Source organism: Phenylobacterium composti DSM 19425 (genome assembly GCF_059568645.1).
On the sequence record NZ_JCANTT010000013.1, the window covers coordinates 110,498 to 125,598 of the forward strand.

Annotated in this window: 13 protein-coding genes; 9 read left to right on the top strand and 4 right to left on the bottom strand. The window is 68.2% G+C overall.

Translation table 11 applies throughout. The features are described 5' to 3' along the window. The first annotated feature begins 24 nt into the window (after positions 1 to 24). A complete protein-coding gene (purB, locus tag BO64_RS06880; RefSeq protein ID WP_496402543.1) occupies positions 25 to 1,341 on the top strand; it encodes an adenylosuccinate lyase in 1,317 nt (438 codons plus the stop codon). A 106-nt stretch (positions 1,342 to 1,447) separates the two neighbouring features. Continuing rightward, entirely contained in the window at positions 1,448 to 2,866 is a 1,419-nt protein-coding gene (locus BO64_RS06885) for a coniferyl aldehyde dehydrogenase (RefSeq protein ID WP_496402544.1), read from the top strand. A gap of 65 nt (positions 2,867 to 2,931) precedes the next feature. On the opposite strand, the gene BO64_RS06890 is transcribed toward BO64_RS06885, so the two are convergent. After that, positions 2,932 to 3,249 (bottom strand): DUF1476 domain-containing protein, encoded by a 318-nt coding sequence (locus tag BO64_RS06890; protein ID WP_496402545.1) that lies wholly within the window; start codon positions 3,247 to 3,249, stop codon positions 2,932 to 2,934. A 232-nt stretch (positions 3,250 to 3,481) separates the two neighbouring features. Here BO64_RS06890 and purC point away from each other — a divergent pair, with 232 nt between their 5' ends. The 6 genes from purC (at position 3,482) to BO64_RS06920 (ending at position 8,471) form a co-directional block, all read left to right on the top strand. Further along, complete coding sequence (purC, locus tag BO64_RS06895) at positions 3,482 to 4,237, top strand: phosphoribosylaminoimidazolesuccinocarboxamide synthase (RefSeq protein WP_496402546.1); 756 nt, start codon at positions 3,482 to 3,484, stop codon at positions 4,235 to 4,237. Continuing rightward, positions 4,237 to 4,476, top strand: coding sequence for a phosphoribosylformylglycinamidine synthase subunit PurS (gene purS / locus BO64_RS06900; RefSeq protein ID WP_496402547.1), 240 nt, complete (start codon positions 4,237 to 4,239; stop codon positions 4,474 to 4,476). Before purC ends, purS begins: the two co-directional genes overlap by 1 nt. 206 nt (positions 4,477 to 4,682) lie before the next feature. Continuing rightward, a complete protein-coding gene (locus tag BO64_RS06905; RefSeq protein WP_496402548.1) occupies positions 4,683 to 5,426 on the top strand; it encodes a hypothetical protein in 744 nt (247 codons plus the stop codon). Then, positions 5,423 to 5,794, top strand: coding sequence for a hypothetical protein (locus BO64_RS06910; protein WP_496402549.1), 372 nt, complete (start codon positions 5,423 to 5,425; stop codon positions 5,792 to 5,794). The genes BO64_RS06905 and BO64_RS06910 overlap by 4 nt, the downstream gene beginning before the upstream one ends. Before the next feature lie 43 nt (positions 5,795 to 5,837). After that, entirely contained in the window at positions 5,838 to 6,503 is a 666-nt protein-coding gene (gene purQ, locus BO64_RS06915; RefSeq protein ID WP_496402550.1) for a phosphoribosylformylglycinamidine synthase subunit PurQ, read from the top strand. Positions 6,504 to 6,575: 72 nt separating this feature from the next. Beyond that, on the top strand, positions 6,576 to 8,471 hold the full coding sequence (locus BO64_RS06920; RefSeq protein ID WP_496402551.1) for a CocE/NonD family hydrolase: 1,896 nt from the start codon (positions 6,576 to 6,578) through the stop codon (positions 8,469 to 8,471). A 64-nt stretch (positions 8,472 to 8,535) separates the two neighbouring features. Here the strand turns inward: BO64_RS06920 and BO64_RS06925 are convergent, their stop codons facing one another. Continuing rightward, positions 8,536 to 11,061, bottom strand: coding sequence for a glycoside hydrolase family 113 (locus tag BO64_RS06925; RefSeq protein ID WP_496402552.1), 2,526 nt, complete (start codon positions 11,059 to 11,061; stop codon positions 8,536 to 8,538). Between the two features lie 276 nt (positions 11,062 to 11,337). Here BO64_RS06925 and purL point away from each other — a divergent pair, with 276 nt between their 5' ends. Next, positions 11,338 to 13,539, top strand: coding sequence for a phosphoribosylformylglycinamidine synthase subunit PurL (gene purL / locus BO64_RS06930; protein ID WP_496402553.1), 2,202 nt, complete (start codon positions 11,338 to 11,340; stop codon positions 13,537 to 13,539). A gap of 48 nt (positions 13,540 to 13,587) precedes the next feature. On the opposite strand, the gene BO64_RS06935 is transcribed toward purL, so the two are convergent. Then, positions 13,588 to 14,250, bottom strand: coding sequence for a hypothetical protein (locus BO64_RS06935; RefSeq protein WP_496402554.1), 663 nt, complete (start codon positions 14,248 to 14,250; stop codon positions 13,588 to 13,590). A gap of 65 nt (positions 14,251 to 14,315) precedes the next feature. Continuing rightward, the gene (locus BO64_RS06940) at positions 14,316 to 14,939 is read right to left on the bottom strand and encodes a hypothetical protein (protein WP_496402555.1); all 624 of its coding nucleotides are present in this window, start codon (positions 14,937 to 14,939) and stop codon (positions 14,316 to 14,318) included. Positions 14,940 to 15,101: the final 162 nt, after the last annotated feature.

Genomic DNA, 15,101 nt, shown 5'->3' on the forward strand with positions numbered 1-15,101 from the left:
CCGACGCCGGGATATCCCCCGCCCATGATCCCCCGCTACACCCGCAAGGAAGCCGCCCAGATCTGGGAGCCGCAGACGCGCTTCAAGATCATGTTCGAGATCGAAGCCCACGCCGCCGACAAGATGGCGGACCTGGGGGTCATTCCGAAGGAGGCCGCGCGGGTCATCTGGGACAAGGGCCGCGACGCGGTCTGGAACGCCGACCGCATCGACGAGATCGAGCGCGAGGTGAAGCACGACGTCATCGCCTTCCTCACCCACGTCACCGAGGTCGTCGGCCCCGAGGCGCGCTTCCTGCACCAGGGCATGACCTCGTCCGACGTCAACGACACCACCCTGGCCGTGCAGCTGTCCCGCGCCACCGACATCCTCATCGAGGATGTCGACCTCGTGCTCGCGGCCCTCAAGCGCCGGGCCTTCGAGCACCGGATGACGCCCTGCGTCGGCCGCAGCCACGGCATCCACGCCGAGCCCACCACCTTCGGCCTCAAGCTCGCCGGCCACTACGCGGAGTTCCAGCGCGCCAAGGAGCGGCTGGCCATGGCGAAGTTCGAGATCGCCACCTGCGCCATTTCCGGGGCCGTGGGCACCTTCGCCAACGTCGCCCCCGAGGTGGAGGCCTATGTGGCCGAGAAGATGGGCCTGGCGGTGGAGCCCGTCTCGACGCAGGTGATCCCGCGCGACCGCCATGCGGCCTATTTCGCGGCCCTGGCCGTGGTGGCCAGCTCCATCGAGCGCCTCGCCGTAGAGATCCGCCATCTGCAGCGGACCGAGGTGCTGGAGGCGGAGGAGCCGTTCGACCCGGGCCAGAAGGGCTCGAGCGCCATGCCGCACAAGCGCAACCCGATTCTCACCGAGAACCTGACCGGCCTCGCCCGGCTGGTGCGCTCGGCCGTGGTGCCCGCCATGGAAAACGTGGCCCTCTGGCACGAGCGGGACATCAGCCACTCGTCGGTGGAGCGCGGCATCTGCCCAGACGCCACCGTCCATCTCGACTTCGCCCTGCGCCGTCTGGCCGGCGTGGTCGAGCGACTGGTGGTCTATCCGGAGAACATGGCCAGGAACCTCGACCGTCTCGGCGGCCTCGTGCATTCGCAGCGCGTGCTCCTGGCCCTCACCCAGAAGGGCCTCAGCCGCGAGGCCAGCTACGCCGCGGTTCAGCGCAACGCCATGAAGGTGTGGCGCGGCGAGGGGAACTTCCTCGATTTCCTCAAGGCCGATCCCGAGGTCACCCTCTCGGACGCCGAACTCAGCGAGCTGTTCGACCTCGGCTACCACTTCAAGAACGTGGACGTGATCTTCGGCCGCGTCTTCGGCGAGGACGCCGCACAGGCCGCCTAGGTCCATCGCCCGGTCAGGGGCCTGCGCCGGTCTGCTCCGGCGTACAGGCCCTTGACCGACGCGGCGTCATCTAATCGCCTCTTCCCCCTACGGGAGGACGCGAACAATGGACATGCAAGGCATCCTGGCTCGCCAGAAGGCGGCCCATCTGCGGGACGGCGCGCCATCGGCCCGGGTGCGGATCGAACGTATCGACCGCTGCATCCGGCTGCTCATCGACAACCGCAAGGCCATCGAGGACGCGCTGAACGCCGACTTCGGCTCCCGCTCCCGGGAAGCCACGGCCTTCACCGACATTTCGGGCTCCATCGGGCCGCTGAAACACGCCAAGGCCAATCTCGCCAAATGGATGCGCCCCGAGAAGCGCCGCACCAGCCCGGCCATCCTCGGCCTGTTCGGCGCCAAGGCTGAGATTCGCTACCAGCCCAAGGGCGTGGTCGGGGTCATCAGCCCCTGGAACTTTCCGGTGAACCTCACCTTCGCCCCCCTCGCCGGCATCCTGGCGGCGGGCAACCGGGCGATGATCAAGCCCTCGGAGTACACCCCGGCGACCTCCGAACTGCTGCGGACCATGATCGGCTCGGCCTTCTCGGAAGAGGAGATCGCCGTGGTCACCGGCGGCCCGGAGGTGGGCGAAGCCTTCTCGCGCCTGCCCTTCGACCATCTGATCTTCACCGGCGCCACCGGCATCGCGCGCCACGTGATGCGGGCCGCGGCCGAGAATCTCGTCCCGCTCACCCTCGAGCTGGGCGGCAAGAGCCCGGTGATTCTGAGCCGAAGCGCCGATCTCGAGGTCGCCGCGGCTCGGGTGATGAACGGCAAGACGCTCAACGCCGGCCAGATCTGCCTCGCTCCCGACTATGTGCTGGCTCCGGAGGACAAGCTGGAGGGCTTCGTGGACGCCGCGCGCCGTGCGGTGACCAGGATGTTCCCCACCATCAAGGACAACCCGGACTACACCTCCATCGTCGCCCAGCGGCACTACGAGCGGATCATGGGCTATGTGGACGACGCCCGGGCCAAGGGCGCGCGCATCGTCGAGCTGAAGCCGGACGGCGAGGATCTCACTCAACAGGAGCATCGCAAGATCGCCCCCACGCTGATCCTCGAGCCCACCGACGACATGAAGGTGATGCAGGAGGAAATCTTCGGCCCGGTGCTGCCTGTGAAGACGTACCGCACGGTGGACGACGCCATCGCCTATGTGAATCGCGGCGACCGGCCGTTGGGCCTCTACTACTTCGGCGCGGACGAAACCGAGCGGGAAAAGGTGCTGGCCTCCACCACCTCGGGCGGCGTCACGGTCAATGATGTCATCTTCCACGTGGCCCAGGAGGAACTGCCGTTCGGCGGCATCGGCCCGTCGGGAATGGGCAGCTACCACGGCGTCGATGGCTTCCGCGAGTTCAGCCACCGGAAGGCCATCTACACCCAGATCAAGAAGGACATCGGGCCGCTGCAGGCCATGCGCCCGCCCTATGGGCCGGCGATCCGCAAGTACCTCGACGCCCAGATCAAGGCGTGAGGCCCCGGTAAAGCAAAAGGGCGCGCCAAGCGGCGCGCCCTTCCTGATTCGGCGGTGGCGTTGAGCTAGTTGCCGCTCTTCACGCTCTCGCGGGCCTGGGCGAGGAGTTCGGCCATCTTCATGCGCACCTCGCCTTCGGTCGTGGCCACGCCAGCGCCCTTGAGGTCCTCAAAGACCTTGCGGAACACGTCCTCGTCGCCAGGCAGTTCGAGGTCCGACTTCACGACCGCCTTCACGTACTCATCGACGTTCTGCAGCCCCATGAGGCCGGCCGCCCACTGCCCCAGCGCCTTGTTCCGCCGCGCGTGAGCCTTGAACTCCTGCTCTTCGTCCAGGGCGAACTTCTTCTCGAAGCCCCGCTCGCGGTCGTCGAAGGTGGTCATTTGGGTCTTAAGATCCGTAGTTCGAAGCGGGCGTTCCCATAGCCCGCGGCGCGCGCCCCCGCAATCGAAACAGGCAGGGCGTCGGCCACGTTTGCGTGGGCACGCAGCATCCGCTAATTTCGCGCCGCCTGAATTGGGCGAGCCCCCTGAGTCGGAGCCGCGCGCGAGAATCAGCCGCGCGCGTTTTCGTTTCCACCGACCAGTTAGCCCTCGCCATGGAGAAGGCCTGTCGATGAGCCGCCGTAAGAAGATCTACGAAGGCAAGGCGAAGATTCTCTACGAAGGTCCCGAGCCCGGCACGTTGATCCAGTACTTCAAGGATGACACCACCGCCTTCGACGCCACCAAGAAGGCGGTGCTTGAAGGCAAGGGGGTCATCAACAACCGGATCTCCGAGTACATCATGACCAAGCTGAACTCGATCGGAGTTCAGAACCATTTCATCAAGCGGCTGAACCTGCGCGAACAGCTCATTCGTGAGGTCGAGATCATCCCGCTCGAGGTGGTCTGCCGGAACGTGGCGGCAGGCTCCCTGTCCAAGCGCTTTGGCATTCCCGAGGGTCAGGCGCTGCCGCGCTCGATCATCGAGTTCTACCTGAAGGACGACAAGCTCCACGACCCGATGGTCGCGGAAGAGCACATCACCGCCTTCAACTGGGCCACCACCCAGGAGATCGACGACATGATGGCGCTCACCCTGCGGGTGAACGACTTCCTCACCGGCCTCTTCCAGGGCGTCGGCATCACCCTCGTCGACTTCAAGATCGAGTTCGGCCGCATCTGGGAGAACGACTTCTCCCGCATCATCCTGGCCGACGAGATCAGCCCCGACAGCTGCCGTCTGTGGGATAGCCAGACCAACGAGAAGCTGGACAAGGACCGCTTCCGTCGCGACCTGGGCAATGTGATCGAGAGCTACACCGAGGTGGCTCGCCGTCTGGGCATCATGAAGGAGATGCCCACCGTCATCCAAGGGGGCCTCCACTAGTGCGCGCCAAAGTCCACGTGTTCCTCAAGCCGGGCGTCCTCGACGTTCAGGGCAAGGCCGTCGAACAGGCGCTGCACGGGCTGGGCTGGACCGGCGTCGAGCACGTGCGGGTCGGCCGGACGATCGAGTTCGACTTGAAGGCCACCGATGCGTCGGCCGCCGAAGCCGAGGTGAAGGCCATGTGCGAGAAGCTCCTGGCCAACACCGTCATCGAAAGCTACCGGGTGGAGGTGGCGTGAGGGCCGCGGCGGCCGCCGCGATGGTGGCCGCGCTCAGCCTGTCCGCCTGCAAGCGCCCTCAGCCTTCGGACCAAACCGACACGCCCGCCGCGCCGACGCCGCCATCCGCCTCGGCGCCCGCCGGGCCGGCCCCGACGCCGGCCTGGATCGAATGGAATTCCAACAGGGACGGAAGTCCCCGATCCTATCAGGCCGGGCCCTTCACCGTGACCTTGGCCAAGGCCGAGCACGATGGGGTGCTGCGGCCGGTGTTCACCATCTCCGATGGACAGGGCGCGCCTCTCACCCTCGCTGGCGCCGAGGGCGTGATGGGCATGGCGCAGGCTGAGTTCACCCTCGCCCCCCTCGATCGCCGCGCTACAGGGCCTCAGCTCCTGGTTCGCACCTTCACCTACGGGGCCCACTGCTGCTTCGAATACAGGCTGGTGGAGCGCCGCGCCGACAGATGGCTCGTCCGCGACCTTGGCCAGTACGACGCGGCCGGAATGCCCGACCCGCGGGACGTGGACGGCGACGGATCGCTTGAGCTTCTTGGCGGCGATCAGCGCTTCCTGTACGCCTTCAACGCCTATGCCTTCAGCGGCGTCGCGCCTCAAATTCAGAAAGTGGTGGACGGCGAACTCGTCGATGTCTCGGCCGATCCGCGCTATCGTCCGGCCTACGAGGCAGACGAGCCCGAGGCCCGGCGGGCCTGCGCGGAGAATCGCGATCCCGGCGTCTGCATCCCCTATGCGGCGACCATGGCTCGTCTGGGCCGGTTGGCCGAAGCCTGGCCCCTGGTCGAGGCGGCCGATCCCTCGGCGAAGGGAGAGGACGCAACCACCGACTGCTGGGGCGCGCGCACCTACTGCGACGGTGATCGGAAGGTGCGGGTGAAGTCCTTCCGCCAGAAGGTGGAACTGGCGCTCACCGACATGGGCTACCTGCCCCGCCGGGAGGCGGGAAGATGAGGCGCGCCCTGCGGCTTTCTGTCCTGCCGCTGCTCGCCGCCTGCGCCGATCCGGCCGAGGCGCCTCCGACCTATGCCGCGCCCGATTGCGCCCAGTCCTTCGCGTCCCAGGTGGCCGCCCTTGTCGCCCAGCCGCAGCTGATCCCGGCCCCCAAGGACCCAGCCGAGCCGTACCGCTTCTACTCCAGCGCCGATGGCCGCACGTCCTATCTGATCACCGAACCGGGCGCCCCCGGCCACCCCGCGATCATGATGCAGCAGGCCAGGAACGCGGACGTCGTGACCACGGGTTGCCCGTATGGGGACCGGGCCGGCTACGACGAACTTCACGCCTATCTCGACAGCCTCAAACACTGGCGGCGCAAATGAGCACGCTTGACGCGAGGCTGCGGCTCGACCACCTGAGGCGCCCATGACCAAAGCCGCCGTCATCGTCTTTCCCGGTTCCAACTGTGATCGCGACTGCAAGGTCGCCGTCGAACGCGCCACGGGCGCCCATGTCGACATGGTCTGGCATGGGGACACCGAACTGCCCCAGGGGGTGGACCTGATCGTCCTGCCCGGCGGCTTCTCGTACGGCGACTATCTGCGATGCGGCGCCATGGCCTCGCTCTCGCCGATCATGAGCGAGGTGAAGGCCGCGGCCGAGCGCGGCGTCGCCACTGTCGGCATCTGCAACGGCTTCCAGATCCTCTGCGAGGCGGGCCTGCTGCCCGGCGCCCTGCTCCGCAACGAAAAGCTGAAGTACGTCTGCAAGCCGGTCGAGCTTGAGGTCACCAACGCCCAGACCCGCTTCACCGCCGGCTACGCCGGTCGCCGGCAGGTGACGATGACGGTGGGCAACGGCGAGGGCAACTTCTTCGCCGACGAGGAGACCCTCGACCGTCTCGAGGGCGAGGGCCAGGTGGTCTTCCGCTATCTGCAGAACCCCAACGGTTCGGCCCGCGACATCGCCGGGATCGTCAACGCCCGCGGCAATGTCCTGGGCATGATGCCCCACCCTGACCGCGCCTTCGAGGCCGAGCTCGGGTCGGCCGACGGCGCCATCCTCTTCCAGAGCGCTCTGGCCAGCGCCTGACCGTCGTCGCGGCGCTTGCGCGCCGCGCTCGCTCTTCTAGGGTCTGCCCCACCTTGTTTCGTGGGGATGGTCATGACCTTCAAAGCCTTCTTGCGCGCGGCCGTCGCTTGCGCCGTGATCGCCTTGCCGGCGCGGGCGCAGACGCCGCCCATGACGCCGGACATTCCCGCGACGTTCACGCCGCCGAAGATCGGCTACGACTATGAGCGGCGCGAGGTGATGATCCCCATGCGCGATGGGGTGAAGCTCTACACGGTGATCATTGTGCCAAGGGGCGCCAAGGACGCCCCGATCCTCCTGACGCGGACGCCCTACAACGCCAAGACGCCGAGCAAGCGGTTCAACTCGCCCTACGCCTCGGCCACCGGCGCCCAGATGGACGAGGATTTCCTCGCTGATGGCTACATCCGCGTCTACCAGGACGTCCGGGGCAAGTACGGCTCGGAGGGCGATTATGTCCTGACGCGGCCTCTGCGCGGGCCGCTCAACAACACGCCCATCGACCACTCCACCGACGCCTATGACACTATCGACTGGCTGGTAAGGAACCTGCCGGAGAGCAACGGCCGCGTCGGCATTACGGGTTCGTCCTACCCCGGCTTCACCTCGGCCATGGCCCTGATCGATCCGCATCCGGCGCTCAAGGCCGCCGTGCCGCAGAGTCCCATGATCGACGGCTGGATGGGCGACGACTGGTTCCAGAACGGCGCCTTCCGCCAGACCATGCTGGACTGGTTCATGCGCCAGATGACCGCCAAGGGCATGGGCGAGGGCCTTCCGCGTGAAAGCCTCGACGACTACGAGAACTTTCTCCGCGCCGGCAGCGTGTGGGCCTTCGCCAAGCACGTGGGCCTCGATCAGATTCCGGCCTTCCGCAAGATCATCGAGCACCCGGCCTACGACGCCTTCTGGCAGGAGCAGGCCCTGGACAAGCAACTCGCCAAGCGGCCGCTGAAGGTGCCCACCCTCTGGGTGGGGTCCCTCTACGACCAGGAAGACATCTATGGCGCAGTTCACGCCTACAAGGCCGTCGAGCCGAAGGACACTGCCAACGACATGAACTTCCTGGCGCTCGGCGCCTGGCGCCACTCCGGCGTGAACTATGAGCAGCGCCAGCTCGGCCCGGTGAAGATGCCCGGCGACACCGCCACCGAGTTTCGCCGGAACGTGATGAAGCCGTTCCTGGACCAGCATCTCAAGACCGGCGCGCCCCGGGCCGACATCGCCCCGGTGACCATCTTCGAGACCGGCACGCTGGAGTGGAAGCGCTACGACCGCTGGCCCCAGGCCGACCGCCTGACGCCGCTCTACCTTCAGGCGGGCTTCAACCTCGGCTTCGAACCGCCCAAGGCCAGGGGCTATGACGAATATGTCTCCGACCCGGCCAAGCCGGTTCCGTTCGTTCCCCAGCCGTTCCGGTCGGACAATCCCGACCAGTGGCGCTACTGGCTCGCCTCGGATCAGCGGCACGCGGCCAGCCGTCCGGATGTTCTTGTCTATGTCTCAGAACCTCTGACCGCCCCCGTCAGAATCGCCGGCGAGCCCGTGGTGAACCTGTTCGCCTCCACCAGCGGCGCCGACTCGGACTGGGTGGTGAAGCTCATCGACGTGCAGCCCGACTTCGTCGCCTCCGACCTCGACCTCAGCGGCTATCAGCTGCCCATCGCCATGGAGATCTTCCGCGGCCGCTATCGCGACAGTTTCGAAAAACCGTCCCCGATCCCCGCCGGCAAGGTGCAGAAGTACCGCTTTGAACTGCCGACGACGAACCATGTGTTCCTGCCGGGACACCGGATCATGGTCCAGGTCCAGTCGAGCTGGTTCCCACTCTACGATCGCAACCCGCAGACCTATGTGGAAAATATCTTCCTCGCCGAGCCGGAGGCCTATCGGAAAGCGACCCAGCGGGTGTTCCACGCCCCTGACGCCCCCTCGTCCATCGAGCTTCCGCTCGTCCCGGCCGGCTAGAGACAGAACGCCGCGGCCCTCCTCATGCCAGAAGGGGGCCGCTTCGCTCTTCGATCAGCGGCCGTCAGATGATCCATCCCTCCGGCAGGTCGGCTAGCCTTACGCCTTCCAGCACCATCTCGCTGCCGCCGGCCACGCGGACCACGGTATCGGCCCCGATCTGGACGACCGTGTAGGAGGTCCCGGCTTCCACGATCACCCGGTCGCCCTCGCGCCAGTCGAAGTCGAGCACTCGGTCATCCCCGGCCCCGCGGTGCGTGTAGAACTGGTCGGCCCCATCGCCGCCGACGAGGGTGTCATTCCCCTTGTCGCCCCAGATCGAGTCGTCACCGGCTCCGCCGTAGATCAGGTCGTCGGCCTTTCCGCCGCGCAGCAGGTCGGCGCCGGCGCCGCCGTCCAGCGTGTCGTTCCCCGCATTGCCGTCGAGCGTGTCAGCGCCGGCCTGGCCGAACAGGAGGTCATGCCCCTGGTCGCCGGCCACGAGATCATCGCCCGCGCCGCCCGCGGCGGTGTCGTCGCCCGCTTCACCGTCGATGTCATCGAAACCCGAGCCGCCCTGAATCCAATCGTCCCCCTTGCCGCCGCGCAGATGGTTTGAACCACCCGGATCACGGATCACGTCCGCCTTCTTGGTGCCGGTGATGTGGTCATCCCCGACCCCGCCCACGAGATCGCCCGGCCCGGCGGGCGGAAACGGATCAGGCGTCGGCTCGGGGTTGGGCTCAGGAGTGGGCTCAGGAGTGGGCTCGGGGGTGGGTTCAGGCGCGGGCTCCGGCGCCGGATCAGGAGTCGGATCAGGCGTCGGATCAGGCGTCGGATCAGGCGTCGGGTTCGGCTCCTGCCCCGATCCGCCGCCAGCCGGCACATCGGTCAGGGCGATCCTCACACCGTCTGCGAAGGCCACCTGCTCGACCCCTTTCAGCACGGCGTTCTGATCGAGGCCGCTGGCCTCGCTCAGCCGAACGCTGCCGTCCGCGAGCCTTTCGATGGTGTATTGGTCAGCCCGGCCCAGGACGTGGACAGTGTCCATCCCGGCTCCGCCTTCGACCGCGATAGGGTTGGCCGCCGTGCCGACGGCACGCGCCGCCAGGGCCGCGTTCCACGCCGAAGCGTCGAACGCGGTATCGCCGCCCGCCCCGGCCCGCCCGGCCAAAGCCACGCCATTCACGGTAACCCCGTGGACGTAGATGTTGCCTCCGTCGGTGGGCGCAACGCGCAACTGGTCGATCTGCGTCAGCCCTGTCAGCTCGACGACGAAAGTCTGGGTGTGGGTGAAATGCACGCCCTGCGGATCCACGTAGCCGCTGTCGAGGGGCTTCAGCGCGACCGTCCCACGTTCCACACCATTGACCCAGACGCCGATTGTGGGGGCTTTGCCGCCCGCGATGGCCCCGGTGACATCCACCGTCACGGTCGTGGCCAGGCTGTCGGCAAGGCTGTGCGCGTGCGACGCCTCGGGATCGTAGAGGAACAGCTGGTCGGCGCCTGCGCTTCCCGCGAGGGTCGAGTCGCCCGATCCGCCCCCGATCACCGTCTCGCCGCCAAACCAGGCGGTCACCACGGTTTCGGCCAGCTTGCCGTCGATGTTGTAGTTCTGCTCGTAGTAGTCGCCGAGGCGCCCCGGATCGTTGTTGATCAGCCAGAGGCCCTGCAGCCAGGCCGGCGGGTCAACGGCCCAGGTCTCGAAGAAGGCCTGCCACCAGTCGGCCTGCTCGGCTTGGTCCGTGCCGCGCACGCCCGCCCCGATAAATCCATCGGAAGTCGCGATCCGATCCGACGCGCCGTCGAAACTGGGCAAGCCGGTCTCAGTGAAGACCACCGGCTTGCCCACGTGGGCCGCCATGCGGTTCAGGAAGTCCACGTAGTCCTGCTGCCGACCAAACACCTCATGGTCTCGCCAGCCGGCCTTAAGTTCCTCGACCGTCGGGTCGGTATTGGTGGTCAGGCTCGGGAAGACATCAAAACCGGCGAAGTCCAGCCGGTCCCAGAAGCCCACCTGGGTGATCTCGTTGACCGGCGCGTCTACCGCCACGGGCGCCAAGGCCGCGTAGGTCAGCTGACCGTCATAAACATCCCGTACGGCGTCGATGATGTCATTCCAGTAGGCCGTGTATTCCGGCTTCGTGGCGGCCACCATCTCGTTGCCGATAGCCAGCACATCCGCGCCCTGAGCCTGAGCCAGCTTGGCCCACTCGAGGATGTGCGACTTGTAGGCGGCGAAGAAGGCCTTGGGGTTCTGAATCTTCAGGTCCGGATTGACCAGGTTGATCCAGGAGGCGCTGTTGTACTGGTCGAACGCCGGGTCATGGGCGACCAGCTGCGGCTTCAGCACCACCGACAGGCCTTCCGCCTTGGCAGCGGCCACGGCCCGCGCCACGTCAGCCAGGCTGGCTGTCTGGTTCTGGCCGTTCTCGATCACCTCGCCGATGGCGCCGGTCTTCAGGTCGGTGAGAGAGACGTTGCCGAACACCACATGGGTGGCGCCGTTCTGGGCGGCGCGTTCGATCAGTTCGACGACCTGCGAGTCGGCATAGCCGCCGGCGCTATAGGTCGAAAGCGAGATACCCTGGACGTTGAAGGACTGCGGCACTGCGGGCTCCGTCAGACGCGTGCAGGCGGTCCCGCTGGGGCCGTCACGGCTCCGCGGGAGGCGCAGGCGCGCTCTCGTTGGGGGGATGCGCCCGGTCCGGACGCGTATGAACGGGCCGGGTGGTCGGGTCGAAATCGGGCATGAAAGTGGCAAGATCGGCCCGGATCGCGCGGCGTGCCGCCGCACGCGCGGGTCTGCCGCATGGGTCGCACCCGCCTTGCGAAGCGCGTCTTCCCCCTATCGCCCTACGAGGAGAGTCCCGCTATTAGGCGCGCCATGAGCGCCCAGCCTGCAAAAACCATGGCCGAGAAGGCCGCCGAGTACGGCCTGAAGCCCGAGGAATATGACCTCATCGTCAAGCGCCTGAACCGCGAGCCGAACGACGTCGAGCTGGGCGTCTTCTCGGTAATGTGGTCCGAGCACTGCTCCTACAAGAGCTCACGCAAGCACCTCGTAAAGTTCCCCACCAAGGGGCCCAAGGTGATCCAGGGACCAGGGGAGAACGCCGGCGTCATCGACATCGGCGACGGGCAAGCGTGCGTGTTCAAGATGGAGAGCCACAACCACCCGTCCTACATCGAGCCGTACCAGGGGGCGGCCACGGGCGTGGGCGGGATCATGCGCGACGTGTTCACCATGGGCGCGCGGCCGGTGGCCCTGCTGAACGCCCTGCGGTTCGGGGACCCCAGCCATCCCAAGACCCGCCGGCTGGTGGCCGGGGTGGTGGCCGGCATCGGCGGCTACGGCAACTGCGTGGGCGTGCCCACCGTGGCGGGCGAGACCAACTTCCACCGCGGCTATGACGGCAACATCCTGGTCAACGCCATGTGCGTGGGCTTGGCCGACGCGGACAAGATCTTCTACTCGGCCGCCCCCGCCGCGGGCCTGCCGGTGGTCTATTTCGGCTCCAAGACCGGCCGCGACGGCATCCACGGCGCCACCATGGCCAGCGCCGAGTTCAGCGAGGACGCCGAGGAGAAGCGCCCCACCGTCCAGGTGGGCGACCCCTTCGCCGAGAAGCTGCTGATCGAGGCCACCCTCGAGCTGATGGCCACCGGCGCCGTCGCCGCCATCCAGGACATGGGCGCCGCCGGCCTCACCTCCTCGTCGGTGGAGATGGCCGGCAAGGGCGGGGTCGGCATCGAGCTCGACCTCGACGCCGTGCCCCAGCGCGAAGAGGGCATGACCGCCTATGAGATGATGCTCTCGGAGAGCCAGGAGCGCATGCTGGCGATCCTGAAGCCCGGCCGCGAGCGCGACGGCCACGCCATCTTCGAGAAGTGGGGCCTGGACGCGGCCATCATCGGCCGCACCACCGACACCGGCCGCATCGTCCTGAAACACAAGGGCGAGGTCGTCTGCGACGTGCCCCTGGCCCCGCTCAGCGACGACGCCCCGCTCTACGACCGCCCGTGGGTCGCCCCCGCCGTCGAGCCGCGCCTCGACCCGGCCGCGGTCCCGGCCCCCGAGGACTGGAAGGGCGCGGTGCTCACCCTGATGAGCGCCCCCGACATGGCCTCCAAGCGCTGGATCTGGGAGCAGTACGACCGCCACGTCATGGCCGACACCCTGGAGGATTCGGCCACCGGCGCCGACGCCGGCCTGGTGCGCGTCCACGGCTCCCGCAAGGCCCTGGCGGTGACCTCGGACTGCACCCCCCGCTATGTGCAGAACGACCCCTACGAGGGCGGCAAGCAGGCGGTGGCCGAGGCCTGGCGCAACCTGACGGCCGTGGGCGCCGAGCCCATCGCCATCACCGACAACCTCAACTTCGGCAATCCCGAGCGCCCCGAGATCATGGGCCAGATCGTCCGCGCCATCGACGGCATGGCCGAGGCCTGCCGGGCGCTCGACTTCCCCGTCGTCTCGGGCAACGTCAGCCTCTACAACGAGACCAACGGGGCGGCCATTCCGCCGACCCCCACGGTCGGCGGCGTCGGCCTGATCACCGACTACGCCCGCCACGCCGACTTCTCGAACCTCAAGCCCGGCGAGAGCCTGGTGCTGATCGGCGAGACCCGGGGCGAGCTCGGCGCCTCCATGTACCTGCGCGAATGCCTGGGCCGCGAGGATGGCGCCCCGCCGCCGGTGGACCTCGCCGTGGAGCGCCGCAACGGCGAGCTGGTGCGCAGCCTGATCGCCGGCGGCAAGACCGCCACGGTCCACGACCTGTCGGACGGCGGCCTGGTGGCCGCAGCGGCCGAGATGGCCCTGGCCTCCAATGTGGGCGTGCGCCTGAACGTCGACCCCGGCCCCACGGCCCACGCCGAGCTGTTTGGCGAGGATCAGGCCCGCTACCTGGTGGCGGTGGAGGACCCGGGCGAGGTGCTGGCCGCCGCCGCCGCGGCGGGCGTGCCGGCCAAGGTGATCGGCGTCGCCGGCGGCAAGGCCCTGGCCTGCCCCGGCCTGTTCGACCTGCCCCTGGCCGAGCTGCGCCAGGCCCACGAGGGCTGGATGCCGGCCTATATGGGCGAATAGGCATGGGCGAATAGGGGCGGCTGACGCCCGCCCCGGCGCCGCCTCGCCTTACGCTCTCCTAGCGGCGGGCCGCGCCTGCCCCGCGCCCGACCCTGCCCCAGCGGCTCCCGTCCGGGCCGGCGCCGACCTGGGGAAGCAGGCGTCGCGGTTCTCGAACTCGATCAGGACGTGGACGTAGGTGGTGTCGCCGCCGTGGGCCTGGCCCGACAGGGTGACGTGGCGCACCCGGTCGGGATTGGGCTTCAGCTCCAGCCAATAGCGGGCGAGGCGTCGCTCCTTCCTGGCGAGCGCCATGGCGTACTCGTCGGGCCCGGTCCAGATCGCCCCCGGCTCCAGTTCGTCGTAGGCGGAGGCGGGCTTGCCGTACCTCGCCTCCAGGAACGCCGCCGTCCGCTGCATCTGGCCGCGGACCCTGGCCCCATCCCGGTCGCCCAGATTGTCCTTCAGGACCACCAGCTGCGCGCAGACCCCGCCCTGCGGGGTGGCGACGAGGATGTAGTGGTCGGCCTCGGGATGACCTCCCCGCAGGGTCCAGGTCCGGTACTGGTTGGGCTTTTCCAGCGGCTGGACGAAGTGCTTCTCCACCGGATCACCCATGTCCACCCCGAACGGGCCGGCGACGGCCGGGCCGGACGCGGCGCCCGCGGCGATTCCCAGGGCCATGAGCCGCCCGAGGCGGCGGGCGGGTTTCCAGGATCTGCGGGGTCTCATGGTCAGCCTCCGGCGGCGAGCTTGGCCTTGAGGCGTTGAAGCCCCGTGGCGGCGGCCGCGCCGCGTCAGATGGGCATGTCCTTTGGTTGGGGAACGCTCGCCTCCCCCGGCCAGGCTTTTTCCCGGGCGATGGGCCGCAGCAGCGGGCGCCAGGCGGGGCGGCGGGCCTCCACCAGGCTGCGGAGGCGCTCGCTCTGCAGGACCCCGGCCACGAACAGCAGATAGTCGGTCTCATAGGCCCCGCGGTTGCGGATCAGATAGGGGATCGACTCCCCGCCGTCGTTGCGCACGAGGTGGTCCTCGAGGGCGTTCTGCCAGCCCAGCAGGAAGTCGAGCCGCCGGCGGTCGCGGCCGAGCAGCGGCCAGCGCCGGGGCCAGCGCCGCCGCAGCCAGATGAAGGCCTCCTCCAGGACGTGGTGCTTCAGGGTCATGCGCGCCCAGGTGAGTTCGCGCCGCTGGGCCTCGGAGAGCGCCTCGGTGTCGAGGCACAGCAGGTCGATGGTCTTGAGGAGATAGTCCTTGAAGAGGCCGTGCATGTGCTGGTCGGCGGTGGCGCGGACCTCGCGGCGATAGGTGATCACCGCCACGATCACCGCCGCCATGGCCACGGTGAGCGAACAGGCGGTGGCGATGTCCGCCGCCACGCTCCACCGCTCCGCATCCAGGATCGCTTGCGCCTCCGCGCCCATGGCGCCCCCTCCTCTCGGCCCGCCGCACGGCCAGGCAGGCTAGGGGCGCAGAGCCCGGGGCGCTTGGTCAGATGATGGGACGCGGGTGGGCGTTGGGGGCGGCCGCGATCGGCGGGTCAGGCGCCGGCCCGCCGCAGCCCGAAATGCGTAACGACAGTCTGT

Excerpts from the sequence above, each read along its gene's own strand:
- purB (WP_496402543.1), top strand. The coding sequence starts at position 25 with ATGATCCCCCGCTACACCCGCAAGGAAGCCGCCCAGATCTGGGAGCCG.
- BO64_RS06885 (WP_496402544.1), top strand. The coding sequence starts at position 1,448 with ATGGACATGCAAGGCATCCTGGCTCGCCAGAAGGCGGCCCATCTGCGG.
- BO64_RS06890 (WP_496402545.1), bottom strand. The coding sequence starts at position 3,249 with ATGACCACCTTCGACGACCGCGAGCGGGGCTTCGAGAAGAAGTTCGCC.
- purC (WP_496402546.1), top strand. The coding sequence starts at position 3,482 with ATGAGCCGCCGTAAGAAGATCTACGAAGGCAAGGCGAAGATTCTCTAC.
- BO64_RS06910 (WP_496402549.1), top strand. The coding sequence starts at position 5,423 with ATGAGGCGCGCCCTGCGGCTTTCTGTCCTGCCGCTGCTCGCCGCCTGC.
- purQ (WP_496402550.1), top strand. The coding sequence starts at position 5,838 with ATGACCAAAGCCGCCGTCATCGTCTTTCCCGGTTCCAACTGTGATCGC.
- BO64_RS06920 (WP_496402551.1), top strand. The coding sequence starts at position 6,576 with ATGACCTTCAAAGCCTTCTTGCGCGCGGCCGTCGCTTGCGCCGTGATC.
- purL (WP_496402553.1), top strand. The coding sequence starts at position 11,338 with ATGAGCGCCCAGCCTGCAAAAACCATGGCCGAGAAGGCCGCCGAGTAC.
- BO64_RS06935 (WP_496402554.1), bottom strand. The coding sequence starts at position 14,250 with ATGAGACCCCGCAGATCCTGGAAACCCGCCCGCCGCCTCGGGCGGCTC.
- BO64_RS06940 (WP_496402555.1), bottom strand. The coding sequence starts at position 14,939 with ATGGGCGCGGAGGCGCAAGCGATCCTGGATGCGGAGCGGTGGAGCGTG.